The organism is Pseudomonas shirazensis, from assembly GCF_050496565.1.
Taxonomy (GTDB): Bacteria; Pseudomonadota; Gammaproteobacteria; order Pseudomonadales; family Pseudomonadaceae; genus Aquipseudomonas; species Aquipseudomonas shirazensis_A.
In genome coordinates this window covers 146,481-161,500 of record NZ_JBNWAE010000010.1, presented here as the reverse complement: position 1 = coordinate 161,500, position 15,020 = coordinate 146,481, and the positions used below count along the sequence as shown (strand labels likewise).

The window sequence follows — 15,020 nt, the reverse complement described above, 5'->3', positions numbered from 1 at the left end:
GCAGCATTTCCGGCCCGGCCCGCTTCGGTCGCCATGTGCAGCACATGGCGACCGACTTGTTTGTACTGCGCGCACTGGCTGTCATCCCTTTCCTACGGCATCATTGCAGCATTTTTCCGGCAGCCCCCAAGGACCGCCCATGAATCTGCCCCCGCGCCAACAACAAATCCTCGAACTGGTGCGCGAACGCGGCTACGTCAGTATCGAAGAAATGGCTCAGCTGTTCGTCGTTACCCCGCAAACCATTCGCCGCGATATCAACCAGCTTGCCGAGAGCAACCTGCTGCGGCGCTACCATGGCGGCGCGGCGTATGACTCGAGCATCGAGAACACCGCCTACGCCATGCGCGCCGACCAGATGCGCGACGAGAAGCAGCGCATTGCCGAAGCCGTGGCCCGGCAGATCCCGGACCATGCCTCGGTATTCATCAATATCGGCACCACCACCGAGTCGATTGCCCGCGCGCTGCTCAACCACAATCACCTCAAGGTCATCACCAACAACCTGCACGTGGCCTCGATCCTCAGTGCCAAGGATGACTTCGAAGTGCTGGTCGCTGGCGGCACGGTGCGCCGTGACGGCGGCGTGGTCGGCCAGGCTAGTGTCGACTTCATCAGCCAGTTCAAGGTCGATTTTGCTCTGGTCGGCATCAGCGGCATCGATGAAGACGGCAGCCTGCTGGATTTCGATTATCAGGAAGTGCGTGTTTCCCAGGCGATCATCGCCAATGCGCGGCAGGTCATCCTCGCGGCCGACTCGAGCAAGTACGGGCGCAATGCGATGGTCCGGCTCGGATCGATCAATCTGGTCGATTGCCTGGTGACCGATCAGCCGCCCTCCCCCGCCCTGAGCCAGTTGCTCAACGACAACAAGGTCCGCCTGGAAGTGGTGTGACCTGCGCGCGGCGCCGACCTGAGCGCCGCGTCATGTTCGCTATTGTTCATTTCGCCCCGCCTATTGAAGTTTTCTATGAAGACTCGCTGGCGAATGCTTGCTTGTTGCGCTAGTATTTTCGCAAACGAACATCGATGTTCATTTTCGATGGTATCAGCCTCAGGAGGCCTTGCCCGTGTCCCAGCCCGTTTCCTCCCAGCCCGTCCCTGCCGATTGCTACGATGTTGCCGTGATTGGCGGCGGTATCAATGGTGTGGGCATTGCCGCTGACGCTGCCGGGCGTGGCCTGAAGGTGTTCCTTTGTGAAAAGGACGACCTGGCGCAACACACCTCCTCGGCCAGCAGCAAGCTGATCCACGGCGGCCTGCGTTACCTCGAGCACTACGAATTCCGCCTGGTCCGCGAAGCACTGGCCGAGCGTGAAGTGCTGTTGGCGAAGGCCCCGCATATCGTCAAACCGATGCGTTTCGTGTTGCCTCATCGGCCGCACCTGCGCCCGGCGTGGATGATCCGCGCCGGTCTGTTCCTCTATGATCATCTCGGCAAACGCAAGCGCCTGGGCGCCTCGCGCAGCCTGCGCTTTGGCCCGAACAGCCCATTGCAGGCTTCGATCAGCCGCGGTTTCGAATATGCCGACTGCGCCGTCGACGATGCGCGCCTGGTAGTGGTCAATGCGATGGCCGCCCGCGAACATGGCGCGCAGATCGCGACCCGTACCCGTTGCCTGCGGGCCGAACGCGTCGACGGTATCTGGCAGGTGCTGTTGCAGCATGCCGATGGCAGCCAACAGACCATCCACACCCGGGCGCTGGTCAATGCTGCCGGCCCGTGGGTTGCCAGCTTCATCAAGGATGACCTCAAGCTCGATGCGCCGTACGGCATTCGCTTGATCCAGGGCAGCCATATCATCGTACCGCGCATGTACGAAGGCGAGCATGCCTACATTCTGCAGAATGAAGACCAGCGCATCGTCTTTGCCATTCCATATCTGGAGCGCTTCACCCTGATCGGCACCACTGACCGCGAGTGGAGCGGCGACCCGTCCCAGGTCAGCATCAGTGAGGCAGAGACCGATTATCTGCTGAATGTGGTCAACCAGCACTTCAAACAGCAACTCGGCCGCGCCGATATCCTGCACACCTACTCCGGTGTGCGGCCATTGTGCAACGATGAGTCCGACAACCCTTCGGCGGTCACCCGCGATTACACCCTGGCCCTGTCTGCCGACCACGGCCAGGCACCGCTGCTGTCGGTGTTCGGCGGCAAGCTCACCACCTACCGCAAGCTGGCCGAATCCGCCATGGCCGAACTGAAACCGTTCTTCAGCAAGATGGGCGGCAGCTGGACCGCGTCGGCGACCTTGCCGGGCGGCGAGAACATGACCACCGCGCAAGCCTTGGTCGATGCAATCCGCGTCCGCCATCCGTGGCTGGCGGTAGATATTGCCAAGCGCTGGGCAGTGACCTACGGCGACCGCGTCTGGCACCTGCTCGAAGCGGTACATGGCCCGGAAGATCTCGGCCAGGCGATCGGCGGCGGGCTGTTCGGCTGCGAGGTTGATTACCTGCGCCTGCATGAGTGGGCGGTGAGCGCCGAGGATATCCTCTGGCGGCGGACCAAACTGGGCCTGTTCACCAGCCCTGCAGAGCAACAAGCGCTGATGGACTACCTGCAGCAGACCAAGCAATCGGGCCAGTCCGACGCGGCGTGAGCAGCGGCGCTCTGATCGGGCGGGCAGCTGACCTCACAGTCGCTGCCCACTGCTGAGTCAATCCTCGTCGTTATAGGCCTGCCTGGCCAACTGTAGATCAAGCGCACGCTCCTGGGCATTGAGCTGCGCCATCAAGCTGTTGGCCTGTTCGATGTAGGCCTGCTCGCCGCCAACCTGAGCCTGCGCCTCGAATCCAGCCAGTTGTTCATGAAATGGCGCCGCCAGCTCTGCGTAACGTGATGCATGACGCTCGCGCACATAGCGTTGCCAGAATTCCCGTCCCGCCAGTGCGACGCTCAAGGTTTCTCGGCTTTCTGCCGCGAGGACCTGCTGCGCGGCATGTTCGATGTGCCCGGCGCTGACACCGCTGTATTCCTGGTAATGCATCTGCAGCGGCTGCGCTGGCAACCGCAGTGGCTCGGCCAGGTTGACCCGATAGGCCAGATAAACTTCGATGTCATCGACCGCTGCGCCCGCCTCCTCGCGTATCTGCGCGATGTGCTCTGCGGCAATCTGATCGACCTGATCCAGCCGATGCAACGCGCGCCCCAGGCGTAGCAAGCCAGGCTGAGCAGCGGCCGTCGCACCTAGGTCACCGTACAGGGCGATGTGCGCTCTGACCTCGAGCTGGCTGAGAATCAGCAGCATCTGGTCCTCGCAGGTTCGCATGCCGCCAACTTCGAGGAATATCGCTTCGCGGGCATCGCTGTTGGCTTCGCACAGTTCCAGAATCCGCCACACCCGTGCGCGGTAGTAAGCCGGCAGCTCGCTGAAATCTTCAGTCTCGGCAAAATCCGCGAGGAAGCGGAACAAGTCGGCTGCGCCTGGCTCTTGCGACAGCTGCGTCCAGATGGCCAGGCGTTGGTTACGCAGTGTGTCGCGAGTGCCAGCCAGCCATTGATCGCGCAGGGCATTATTGGCAATCGCATGCTGGTAAGAGGGGCTGCGCAGCGGATGCACCACGGAGCGGGCTTGGGCCAGTCGCTCGCGGCTGACTGGATCCAGTGGATTGTCATGCAATGCCAGACGCTCCAGGCGCAGGCTCAGCGTATCGGCGGCGTCCTCGAGCTGGCTGATCTGGTTGTCCCGCATGTCGACCATGGCCCGCCATGGCAATTGATTGCTGGCAGGCAACTCGGCAATCTGCGTTGCCCGCAGGGAGAGATCGCGCAGCTGTTGCAACGCGGACAGGTCCGGGGCCTGGCCTAAAGGGTTGCTGCTAAGGTCGAGCCGCTCCAGCAGACGCAAGCTGCTCAGGCGCGCGCCACCGTCCGCATCGATTACGATGCGATTGTTGCCAAGGTTGAGGCGGCGCAGCCGCGCCAGCTGATCAAGCCCCGCCGGGATTTCGGTGAGCAGGTTATCCCTGAGATCAAGCTCCTCGAGGTTGCTGAACCTGCCCAGAAAGCCTTCATCCAGTGAAGGCAGGGCCATGTTGCGCAAAGTCAGGCGAGTGACATGCTGGAAGTCGATCTGGGCCGGTAACGCAGGCAAGCTGCCGACATGCTCACCGCTGATCTGCAGGATGAAGTCGTCATCACTGCGGCCGATGGTCTTGCGCCGCCAAGCCCGGCGAATGTGGTTGGCAACCCGTCGCCGGCGGAAGCCATCGACCCAACTGCTGCGTTGCTCCTGCCAGGCATGCAGGGCAGCGCGCAGTGCGCCAAGTTGCTCTTGCAACTGCGCCAGATGCGCCCACAGGCCAACCTGTCGACGGGCCAGATCAAGCATGTAGGCGTCCAGTTGCGGTTCGCTCAGGCTAGGGAAAATCTGCCGAATACCGCGGCGTATGGCCTGTCGGCTGCTTTCTCCCGAGCCACTGAGTGGATATCCGAAGCGGCCGTCGGCCAGGCGTTGAGGCGGGCGATAGCGCTCGCCGATAGGCTGCATCGCAAGCATCCTGGCGCTGCCGGCGCGATCAGCACCAGCGTGTGCGGCGATTTGCTCGGCCAGCGTATGTGCGTCGAGCTGTGCCCCACCCAGCGCCAGCCGCTGCGGCTCACTCAGGGTCAGCAGCAGGCATTCCATCAGACCTTGTTCAGCCGGCTGCGCCGGGCCGCTGTTTGAATACCCGTGGCCAGTCCGCACAATCTGATGGACCCGAGCGGCATCGGCAGGCCCCTGAGCCGTCAGCAATTGTCCCCCTGGCTCACCTTCGCGCAGTTCGACCCGCACTGCCGCCGGCCAGGGCGCCAGCTGCTCAAGCACCTGCAGGGCCAACCGCTGACTGTCGTTGTTGCACGCGCTGTCTTGCTCAAGCCCCGCCAGTGCGCGGTCAACCCGGCTCTCATGCAAGTACCAGCGGGCACGCTCGGCGATTTCCAGGGGCAAGCGAGCAACTGCCGTAATTGCCTCGACCTGCACTCCATTACCGTGTGCAAGTACCTCGGCAGCCCCGCGCGGTGACAGCCCGGGGAAGCTTTTCAGTAACTGCCCGACGCCCTCTGAGACCGGCTCGGCGCGGTTCTGCAGATGACGCTCGAATGCCTCACCGCGCAGCTCCGGATACAGGTCATGCTGCTCATGGCGCTCGCAGGCATCAAGCAGGCGTGCGGGTGCTGGCAGCTGCTCCAGGTGTAGCCGTCGCAACTGCTCGGGGCTCAAGCCGGTGGTCCTTGCCAGGGTCTGCGCGGTCAGATCGGAGAGCTGCGCCAGGTCCCCGCCAAACTGCCGCAGCAACGCCCCGACGCCATCCAACTGGTGGATATCAGCCAGGCCGTGAGCCAGCCTGAGCTGCCCGCCGGGCCCCGCCACCGGGGTCAGTCCGTCCACCAACGCCACCCGTTCGAGCAGCCGCCCGGCCCCTGTCAGCGCGCCGCCCACGGCCACCCCGAGCAGAATATTCTCGGCAACGCCAAACAGGTGCCCCAACGCCGCCTGACGGTCACCAAGCCTCCACGCTGCGTAGCCCTGATAGACCTCCTGAGCCACATCGACAGCGGCCACGGCCAGCATCAGCTCACCGAGCACAGGCACCAGCAGGGCCGCCAGACTGAGCAGATCGAAGCCTGCGCCAAGCATACCCTGCAGGCGCAGATGTCGCTCCAGCGCGGTTTCATCCCCGGTGGGCACGGCCAGGGTACGCGCATCGTCCAACAGCTTGCGCTGCTGCTCGGTGCGCAAATGCGTGAACAACGGCTCGTCCAGGGCAAAATGCCGACCATCCAGAGTCAGCGCTTCAGCACTGCTGCTGATTTGCCCAAGCAAGACCGTGACGAAGGAGGCCCGATCACGTTCTGCGACAAAACGTAGAAAGAACCGTCGAAACGCAGGCTCGCGCAAGCGCTCGGCGAAGTGTTCATAAAGGGCCTGCCAGGAAGGAAAAGAGCGCACTGCCTGTTCTGGATCCGAGGGAACCCAGGCCACCACGCGATGCACCGGCCCTGCTGCGAGATCACGCAGTTCCAGCGTGGCGACCCCAGTGATGCGCTTGCCCAGCAAGAACAACTGACGCGCCGTCACCGTACCAGGCACTGGCGGCACGATAGCGCTGGCAGCGACCACCGGTAGCAACCGCAGGTACACCGGGTGCTGCAACTCCCCTTTGATCATGGCCAACCGTATCGCGACGTCCATCTGCGCACGCAGGTTTTCCTCGAGATTTTGCTCGACGCCCTGCCGGGCAAAGCCTTGCGGTGCTCCGGGACGGTCCTTTGGATACAGCTGATCACGCAGCATCTGCTGATAGCGACCACCCAAGTCCAGTTGCCGACAGCAGGTGGCAAAAGCCTCGAAACTCAGTGCCAGCCTGACGCCTCTGGCATCTTCAAGCCAAGCCTGGCGATGCAGCACAGGACGCGTCTCGGCTTCATGAAAGTTGTGCAGTGCAGCCTGCAGCAGTGGCCGCCGCGAATTCAGGGTCAGCCATGGCGCAGGCAAGTGCGGCGAGGCAGTGGGCAGTTGCACGCTCTCTTTGATACGTGCGCGCATACCTTTGATATCGGGGCTGGCCAGGCCAACATCGCGCAAGGCCTGTTCAATCAACGGTGTGGCAAACGCCTCGAGCGACGGAATACGTTTAAATAGCTGCCTGACCGGCTCTGCAGCTGCCTGCTGGGCACGCAGCGCCTTGTGCAGGTTGAGCAGGTGATCGATATGGGTCGAGGTGAGCCACGTGGGCAGCTGCTGGGCAATCAGCGCGTCGATGGAATCTGGAGCAATCGGATGGACAGTCACTGCGGCAACTCCTGGTGATAAAACGCCAGAAGAGCAAGTTACGATGATGCAATCGCGTTAGATAACGCTCACCACTCGGGTTGATCGGATCAGCTCCATTCGGATTCCCGAACAGCTTTGCGCCACTCATTCGGTAACCCGTCGTTAGCCTCGGGCAAATTTCGCATCACAAAAGATTAATACCCAGGCTTTTCGGGACGTTATGATCAACTGGAGGGCTTGGCACGAGTCATGCTCTACACTTGGTAGCCGAATGCACTGCTTTTGCAGTATTCGTGGAACGAAGAGTCCGCCAACGGCTCCATAAAAAAAACAAACATGTCGAGGAAAATTTGATGCGTATCGTTCGTCAATTGCTGGGCGCCGCTATCGCGGCTGCTGTTATCGCTTCGCCGGCCATGGCTGCAGAGCTGACCGGCACCCTGAAGAAGATCAATGACTCGGGCACCATCACCCTGGGCCACCGCGACGGTTCCATTCCGTTTTCCTACATTGCCGACGCCTCGGGCAAACCGGTCGGCTACTCCCACGACATCCAACTGGCTATCGTCGAGCACCTGAAAAAAGAGCTCAACAAGCCTGACCTGAAAGCCAAATACAACCTGGTTACCTCCCAGACCCGTATCCCGCTGGTGCAGAACGGCACCGTTGACGTCGAGTGTGGTTCCACCACCAACAACGTCGAGCGCCAACAGCAGGTCGATTTCTCGGTAGGCATCTTCGAAGTGGGCACCCGCCTGCTGTCGAAAAAAGATTCCTCCTACAAGGATTTCGCTGACCTGAAAGGCAAGAACGTGGTGACCACCGCCGGTACCACGTCCGAGCGCATCCTCAAGGCCATGAACGCCGACAAGCAGATGGGCATGAACGTCATTTCCGCCAAGGACCACGGTGAAGCCTTCCAGATGCTCGAATCCGGCCGTGCAGTCGCCTTCATGATGGATGACGCCCTGCTCGCCGGTGAAATGGCCAAGGCCAAGAATCCAAACCTCTGGGCCGTGACCGGCACCCCGCAATCCTATGAAATCTACGGCTGCATGGTGCGCAAGGGTGATGCACCGTTCAAGAAAGCCGTCGATGACGCGATCGTTGCGCTGTACAAGTCGGGCGAGATCAACAAGATTTACGACAAGTGGTTCACCCAGCCAGTCCCACCAAAAGGCCTGAACCTGAACTTCCCGATGAGCGATGAGCTGAAAGAGCTGATTGCCAATCCTACCGACAAAGCGGCAGACGAAAAGAAGTCCTGACCCGCAGCTAGTTAGTGTCTAACCTTTCATCCGAGGGCGCTCGCGCCCTTGGATGTTCGAAGGTGCCCGTGAAACAACGATCCGAGGGGAAATCCCGATGAATTACAACTGGGACTGGGGCGTGTTCTTCAAGTCCACTGGCGTCGGCAGCGAAACTTACCTGGACTGGTATATCACCGGCCTGGGCTGGACCATCGCCATTGCCATCTGCGCCTGGATCATTGCCTTGCTGCTGGGCTCGCTGCTCGGCGTCATGCGCACCGTACCGAACAGGCTGGTATCAGGGATCGCTACCGCCTACGTCGAACTGTTCCGCAACGTACCGCTGCTGGTGCAGCTGTTCATCTGGTACTTCCTGATCCCCGACCTGTTGCCCGAAGGCTTGCAGGAATGGTTCAAGCAGGACCTCAACCCGACTACCTCGGCACTGATCAGTGTGGTCATCTGTCTGGGCCTGTTCACCGCAGCGCGGGTCTGCGAACAGGTGCGTACCGGTATCCAGGCACTGCCACGCGGGCAGGAATCCGCCGCTCGGGCAATGGGCTTCAGCCTGGCCCAGATCTATCGCAACGTACTGCTGCCGCAAGCATACCGGATCATCATTCCGCCGCTTACCTCGGAATTTCTCAACGTCTTCAAGAACTCCTCGGTCGCCTCGTTGATCGGCCTGATGGAGCTGTTGGCGCAAACCAAACAGACTGCTGAATTCTCGGCCAACCTGTTTGAGGCCTTCACCTTGGCCACCTTGATCTACTTCACCCTGAACATGGGCCTGATGCTGCTGATGCGCATGGTCGAGAAGAAAGTGGCCGTACCTGGCCTGATTTCCGTAGGAGGCAAGTGATGGAACTGGACTTCTCGGACATCATCCCCGCGCTGCCGGGCCTGTGGAACGGCATGCTGATGACCCTGCAACTGATGGTCATGGGCGTGGTTGGCGGTATCGCTCTGGGCACCGTGCTGGCCCTGATGCGCTTGTCGTCGAGCAAGCTGATGGCAAACATTGCCGGCGCTTACGTCAACTACTTCCGCTCGATCCCGCTGCTGCTGGTGATCACCTGGTTCTACCTGGCAGTACCGTTCGTGCTGCGCTGGATCACCGGCGAAGACACACCAATCGGTGCGTTCACCTCGTGCGTCGTGGCCTTCATGATGTTCGAAGCAGCGTACTTCTGCGAAATCGTCCGCGCGGGTGTGCAGTCGATCGCCAAGGGTCAGATGGGCGCTGCCCAGGCGCTGGGCATGACCTATGGCCAGACCATGCGCCTGATCATCCTGCCGCAGGCGTTTCGCAAGATGACCCCACTGCTGCTGCAGCAGAGCATCATCCTGTTTCAGGACACCTCGCTGGTGTACACCGTGGGCCTGGTCGACTTCCTCAACTCGGCCCGTGCCAGTGGCGATATCGTCGGCCGCGCGAATGAGTTCCTGCTGTTCGCTGGTCTCGTCTACTTCATTATCAGCTTCTCCGCTTCATGGCTGGTCAAGCGCCTGCAAAAAAGGATCACCGTATGATTTCCATCAAGAACGTCAACAAGTGGTACGGCGACTTCCAGGTGCTCACCGACTGCGCCACCGATGTCAAAAAAGGTGAAGTGGTCGTGGTCTGCGGGCCGTCCGGTTCGGGCAAGTCGACCCTGATCAAATGCGTCAACGCGCTTGAGCCGTTCCAGAAGGGCGACATCGTCGTCGATGGCACCTCGATCTCGGACCCGAAGACCAACCTGCCCAAGCTGCGCTCGCGGGTCGGCATGGTGTTCCAGCACTTCGAGCTGTTCCCGCACCTGACCATTACCGAGAACCTGACCATCGCGCAGATCAAGGTGCTTGGCCGAAGCAAGGAAGAAGCCACCAAGAAGGGCTTGGCCCTGCTTGAGCGGGTTGGCTTGTCAGCCCACGCCCACAAGCACCCAGGCCAGCTTTCCGGCGGTCAGCAGCAACGTGTGGCGATTGCCCGCGCCCTGTCGATGGACCCGATCGTCATGCTGTTCGACGAACCAACCTCGGCGCTCGACCCGGAAATGGTCAGCGAAGTACTCGACGTAATGGTCCAGCTCGCCCACGAAGGCATGACCATGATGTGCGTGACCCACGAGATGGGCTTTGCTCGCAAAGTGGCCGATCGCGTGATCTTCATGGACAAGGGCAACATCGTCGAAGACTGCACCAAAGACGAATTCTTCGGTGATCAGACGGCCCGCGACCAGCGCACTCAGCACTTCCTCAGCAAAATCCTGCAACACTAAGCCGGCCGCAGCGCCCCTGGTTCGGTCCGATCCGGGCCGGGGGTGCTGGTCGTGACAAGGCCACTGTGATGAAATGCGACCCCTCGCTCCTGCGCCCTGCCCTGCCTGCCGTGAAATCCCGTCTGATCCGCCAACTGCTGTTACCACCTCTGATCATCCTGCTGATGGTCGGCCTGGGCCTGATCGGCTATGTACTCAGTGACAATAGCGGTATTCGTATCCTCAGCGAAAACGGCGAACGGCAACTCGAACTGCATGCGCGCACGGTCGAGAGCGAAATCAGCAAGTACACCTATCTGCCAAGCCTGCTTGAGCTGGAAGACAGCGTCTCGCAGTTGCTCAGCGAGCCCGAAGGCGGTGCTCGCCAGAGCGTCAACGAATACCTCGAAGGCCTCAACCGTCGCAGCCGCAGCCGGGCCATCTTCGTCCTCGATACCAGTGGCCGAGTCCAGGCGACCAGCAACTGGCGCGACGCTGATTCATTCCTCGGTGAAGACCTGTCGTTCCGTGCCTATTTCCAGGACGCGGTGCGAGGCGAGCCTGGGCGCTTCTACGGCATCGGCAGCACCACCGGCGAGGCCGGTTATTACCTGGCCCACGGTCTGGAAGAGCACGGCAAGATCATCGGCGTGGCCGTGATCAAGGTCCGCCTGGACACCCTCGAAGAGCGCTGGCAGCGTGCCCGCCTCGAGGCGTTTGTCAGTGATGAAAACGGCATCATCATTCTTTCCAGCGACCCAGCGAGGCGGCTCAAGGCAGTCCGTGCGCTGAGCCCGCAGACTAAAGAGCGCCTAGCGCGCAGCCTGCAATACTACTGGTGGCCACTGAACGAGCTGGAGCCGCTGGCCCGCGAAACCCTTGCCGATGGCGTCGAGAAGCTGACCTTCCCCGCCAACAGCGAGACCGCCCAAGGCAAGCCGCACGAGGTCACCTATCTGGCGCAGACCCGCCGCCTGGCCGACACGCCGTGGCACTTCACCCTGCTCACGCCACTGCAGGACCTGCGCCGCGAGTCGATGATCCAGGGCGTGCTGGTCGCGGTAGCCTTCGCCTTGCTGACCATCCTTGGCATTGCCTGGAACGAACGGCGCAAGGTGATTGCCACGCGCCTGGCCGCACGTGAGGCACTGGAAGAAGCCAACAGCCACCTCGAGCGCAAGATTGCCGAGCGCACGGCCGACCTGCGCGCCAGCAACGAACGCCTCAAGGGCCAGATTCGTGAGCGCCGGCATGCCGAACAGACCCTGCGCCAGGCGCAGGACGAGCTGGTCCAGGCCGGCAAGTTGGCGGCCATCGGCCAGATGTCGACCAGCATCGCCCACGAACTCAATCAACCGCTGGCAGCGCTGCGCACGCTCTCGGGCAATACCGTGCGTTTCCTAGAGCGCGGCGCACTGGAAACCGCCAGTGCCAACCTGCAGACCATCAACGGCCTGATCGACCGCATGGGGCGGATCACCGCCAGCCTGCGCTCGTTCGCCCGCCGCGCCGATGACGGTGGCCAGGCTTCGCTGGCCCAGGCCATCGAGGCCAGCCTGCAGGTCCTGGCCAACCGGATTGCCGGCAGCCATGTGCAGTTGCACAATCTGTACGAGGATCAGTTGCTGGCCATCGATCAGACTCGCCTCGAGCAGATCCTGGTCAACCTGATCGGCAATGCCCTGGACGCCATGACCAGTCAGCCGCAGCCGCAACTGTGGCTGGAGGGCGAGCTTCAGGGGGACAAGTACCGCCTGTTTGTCCGCGACAATGGCCACGGTATCGATGACGACACGCGCAAACACCTGTTCGAACCGTTTTTCACCACCAAACCGGGCGAACACGGCCTGGGCCTGGGTCTGACCCTGTCGGCAAGCCTGGCGGCTGCCGCCAAGGGCTCACTCAGCGTCGAGCACCCCGTCAGCGGCGGCACGGCGTTCGTCCTCGCCCTGCCGCTGGTCAACGCCCCCACCGAACCGCCACAGCAGCCATGAGCGAAGGGTCCCCATGAACCAAGCACCCTTGACCGTCCTGATCGTCGAAGATGACCCGCATGTACTGCTCGGCTGCCAGCAGGCGCTGGCCCTGGAAGATATCGCCTGCGAAGGCGTGGGCAGCGCCGAGCTTGCCCTGGAGCGCATCGGCGACGACTTCGCCGGCATCGTGGTCAGCGACATTCGCCTGCCGGGCATCGATGGCCTGGAGCTGTTGAGTCGGCTCAAGGCACGCGACCGCAGCCTGCCAGTGGTATTGATCACCGGTCACGGTGACATCGACATGGCAGTCGGCGCAATGCGCAACGGCGCCTACGACTTCATGGAAAAACCGTTCTCGCCGGAGCGCCTGGTCGAGGTGGTGCGGCGCGCGCTGGAACAGCGCGGTCTGGCCCGCGAAGTGGTATCGCTGCGCCGCCAACTGGCCGGCCAAAGCTCGCTGGAGGGGCGCATCATCGGCCGCTCGCCGGCCATGCAGGAGCTGCGCGAGTTGATCGCCAATGTCGCTGATACCTCGGCCAATGTATTGATCGAAGGCGAGACCGGCACCGGCAAGGAACTGGTTGCCCGCTGCCTGCACGATTTCAGCCGGCGCCAGGCGCAGCCGTTCGTCGCGCTCAATTGCGGCGGGTTGCCGGAGAACCTCTTCGAGAGTGAGATTTTCGGCCACGAAGCCAATGCCTTCACCGGTGCTGGCAAGCGCCGCATCGGCAAGATCGAGCATGCCAACGGTGGCACGTTGTTTCTCGACGAAGTCGAGAGCATGCCGATCAACCTGCAGATCAAACTGCTGCGCGTCCTGCAGGAGCGAACTCTGGAGCGGCTGGGCTCGAACCAGAGCATTGCAGTGGATTGCCGCCTGATTGCCGCGACCAAGTCTGATCTGAATGCGCTGGGCCAGAGCGGCCAGTTCCGCAGCGACCTCTACTATCGGCTCAACGTGGTGACCCTTGAGCTGCCGCCGCTGCGTGAACGACGCGAGGATATCCTGCAGTTGTTCGAGCATTTTCTGCAGCAGTCGGCGCTGCGCTTTGATCGCGAAATACCCGAGCTGGACAGCCAGACCCTGTCGCGGTTGATGTCCCACGACTGGCCAGGCAACGTGCGCGAACTGCGCAACGTTGCCGAACGCTACGCGCTTGGTTTGCCAGCATTCAAGAAAACCGCCAACGGCGGCGCCAGCCAGGGCCTGGGCTTTGCCGAAGCGGTCGAGGCGTTCGAGCGCAACCTGCTCAGTGACGCCCTGCAACGCAGCGGCGGCAACCTGAGCCAGGCCAGCCTGGAGCTGGGCATGGCCAAGACCACGCTGTTCGACAAGGTCAAAAAATACGGCCTCGGCTGAACTCAACTGCAACGGGAAGATTCTGTGGATCTGGTATTCAAAGCGGCTCTGGGCGCCGGTGTGGTGATTCTGCTGGCAATTTTGTCGAAGACTCGCAATTACTATATTGCCGGGCTGGTGCCGCTGTTTCCGACCTTCGCCCTGATCGCTCACTACATTGTCGGCAAGGGCCGCTCGATCGAGGACCTGAAGACCACCATCCTGTTCGGCATGTGGTCGATCATCCCCTATTTCATCTACCTGCTGTCGCTGTATGTGCTGGTCGAGCGTATGCGCCTGGAAGCATCACTGGCGCTGGCCACCCTGGCCTGGCTGATCGCCGCGACTGTATTGGTGACGGTCTGGGTGCGCCTGCACTGAACATTGCCCGCTGCTAGAGCCTGGCGAGGTGGCCGAGTTGCTCGCGCTGGGCTTTCAGATAGGGCAGGACCGCGCCCAGCAGAGGCGCCTTGAACGGCGCTTGAAAACGATGCGCCAGCCCCGGGATCAAGCGTAACTGGCTGCCCTGGATATGCGCTGCCAGGTGCACCCCATGCATCACCGGCAACAGCGGGTCTGCCGTTCCGTGCACCACCAGGGTCGGCACGCGCAGTTGATTGAGCAGCTCGACCCGGCTCGGTTCAGCCAGAATCGCCAGAATCTGGCGCTTGGCGCCTTCCGGGTTGAACGCCCGATCATAGGCCTGAGTCGCCTGCTGAATCAGCTCCTGGCGCTGATCAGGCACCTGCGGGCTGCCCAGCGCGGCGAGCAGGTCGGCCTGCTGCTCGATGGCCACGGCACGGCTCGAGGCACTGCGCCGCGCCAGCAACTGCAGCAACGCCGCACTGGGCTGCGGTAAACCGGCCGCGCCGGAGCTGGACATCACCAAGGTCAGGCTGCGCACCCGCTGCGGCTGCATGGCAGCCAGGTGCTGGGCAATCATGCCGCCCATGCTCACGCCCAGTACATGAAACTGCTCGATGTGCAGCGCGTCCATCAGCTGGACACCATCCGCGGCCATGTCGGTCAGGCTGTAGGGGGCTGACACAGTCAGACCAAGCTTGTAGCGCAGCGCCTCGAACGTGAGGTTGGCGGCTGCCGGCGCTGTGTTCCAGCGGGTCAGACCGACGTCGCGGTTGTCGTAGCGGATCACCCGAAAGCCCTGTCGGCACAGGGCTTCAACCACGTCATCAGGCCAGTGAATGAGTTGTCCACCCAGGCCCATTACCAACAACAGCGCAGGGTCTGACGGCGCGCCAACACTTTGATAGGCCATGCTCACCGCCCCCAGCTCGGCCCGCTGCAACGCCACCGTGGCATCGCAGCGGGACACGGCCATCGCACTCGGCGCACTGCCCCACAGTAACAAGACAAACAAGAAAAAACGCATCGACCAACACCAGCATGCACAGCCCCATTAGTGCGCCAGTCTGATGAAGTTGGTTCAA

At 62.0% G+C, this 15,020-nt stretch carries 11 protein-coding genes; 9 read left to right on the top strand and 2 right to left on the bottom strand.

Features of this window, described 5'->3' with window-relative positions:
* The first annotated feature begins 139 nt into the window (after window positions 1-139).
* Together glpR and glpD are read left to right on the top strand one after the other, a co-directional pair.
* Window positions 140-895: a DNA-binding transcriptional repressor GlpR gene (gene glpR, locus ACQZ2L_RS16330; RefSeq protein WP_430326976.1), complete on the top strand. Its 756-nt coding sequence runs from the start codon at window positions 140-142 to the stop codon at window positions 893-895.
* Window positions 896-1,070: 175 nt separating this feature from the next.
* The gene (gene glpD, locus ACQZ2L_RS16325) at window positions 1,071-2,606 is read left to right on the top strand and encodes a glycerol-3-phosphate dehydrogenase (protein WP_430326975.1); all 1,536 of its coding nucleotides are present in this window, start codon (window positions 1,071-1,073) and stop codon (window positions 2,604-2,606) included.
* A 57-nt stretch (window positions 2,607-2,663) separates the two neighbouring features.
* Here the strand turns inward: glpD and ACQZ2L_RS16320 are convergent, their stop codons facing one another.
* A complete protein-coding gene (locus ACQZ2L_RS16320) occupies window positions 2,664-6,782 on the bottom strand; it encodes an NEL-type E3 ubiquitin ligase domain-containing protein (RefSeq protein WP_430326974.1) in 4,119 nt (1,372 codons plus the stop codon).
* Between the two features lie 335 nt (window positions 6,783-7,117).
* Here ACQZ2L_RS16320 and ACQZ2L_RS16315 point away from each other — a divergent pair, with 335 nt between their 5' ends.
* The 7 genes from ACQZ2L_RS16315 (at window position 7,118) to ACQZ2L_RS16285 (ending at window position 13,953) form a co-directional block, all read left to right on the top strand.
* The gene (locus ACQZ2L_RS16315; protein ID WP_430326973.1) at window positions 7,118-8,032 is read left to right on the top strand and encodes a glutamate/aspartate ABC transporter substrate-binding protein; all 915 of its coding nucleotides are present in this window, start codon (window positions 7,118-7,120) and stop codon (window positions 8,030-8,032) included.
* A 97-nt stretch (window positions 8,033-8,129) separates the two neighbouring features.
* Window positions 8,130-8,876, top strand: coding sequence for an amino acid ABC transporter permease (locus ACQZ2L_RS16310; RefSeq protein ID WP_103438369.1), 747 nt, complete (start codon window positions 8,130-8,132; stop codon window positions 8,874-8,876).
* Window positions 8,876-9,547, top strand: a complete 672-nt coding sequence (locus tag ACQZ2L_RS16305) for an amino acid ABC transporter permease (RefSeq protein ID WP_101321854.1) — start codon at window positions 8,876-8,878, stop codon at window positions 9,545-9,547. The genes ACQZ2L_RS16310 and ACQZ2L_RS16305 overlap by 1 nt, the downstream gene beginning before the upstream one ends.
* Complete coding sequence (locus ACQZ2L_RS16300; protein WP_430326972.1) at window positions 9,544-10,278, top strand: amino acid ABC transporter ATP-binding protein; 735 nt, start codon at window positions 9,544-9,546, stop codon at window positions 10,276-10,278. The genes ACQZ2L_RS16305 and ACQZ2L_RS16300 overlap by 4 nt, the downstream gene beginning before the upstream one ends.
* Before the next feature lie 68 nt (window positions 10,279-10,346).
* Window positions 10,347-12,251, top strand: a complete 1,905-nt coding sequence (locus ACQZ2L_RS16295) for a sensor histidine kinase (protein ID WP_430326971.1) — start codon at window positions 10,347-10,349, stop codon at window positions 12,249-12,251.
* A gap of 13 nt (window positions 12,252-12,264) precedes the next feature.
* On the top strand, window positions 12,265-13,593 hold the full coding sequence (locus ACQZ2L_RS16290) for a sigma-54-dependent transcriptional regulator (protein ID WP_430326970.1): 1,329 nt from the start codon (window positions 12,265-12,267) through the stop codon (window positions 13,591-13,593).
* Window positions 13,594-13,617: 24 nt separating this feature from the next.
* Entirely contained in the window at window positions 13,618-13,953 is a 336-nt protein-coding gene (locus tag ACQZ2L_RS16285; protein ID WP_430326969.1) for a GlpM family protein, read from the top strand.
* 13 nt (window positions 13,954-13,966) lie between these two features.
* Here ACQZ2L_RS16285 and ACQZ2L_RS16280 read toward each other — a convergent pair whose 3' ends face one another.
* Window positions 13,967-14,962 (bottom strand): alpha/beta fold hydrolase, encoded by a 996-nt coding sequence (locus ACQZ2L_RS16280; RefSeq protein WP_430326968.1) that lies wholly within the window; start codon window positions 14,960-14,962, stop codon window positions 13,967-13,969.
* Window positions 14,963-15,020 lie beyond the last annotated feature (58 nt).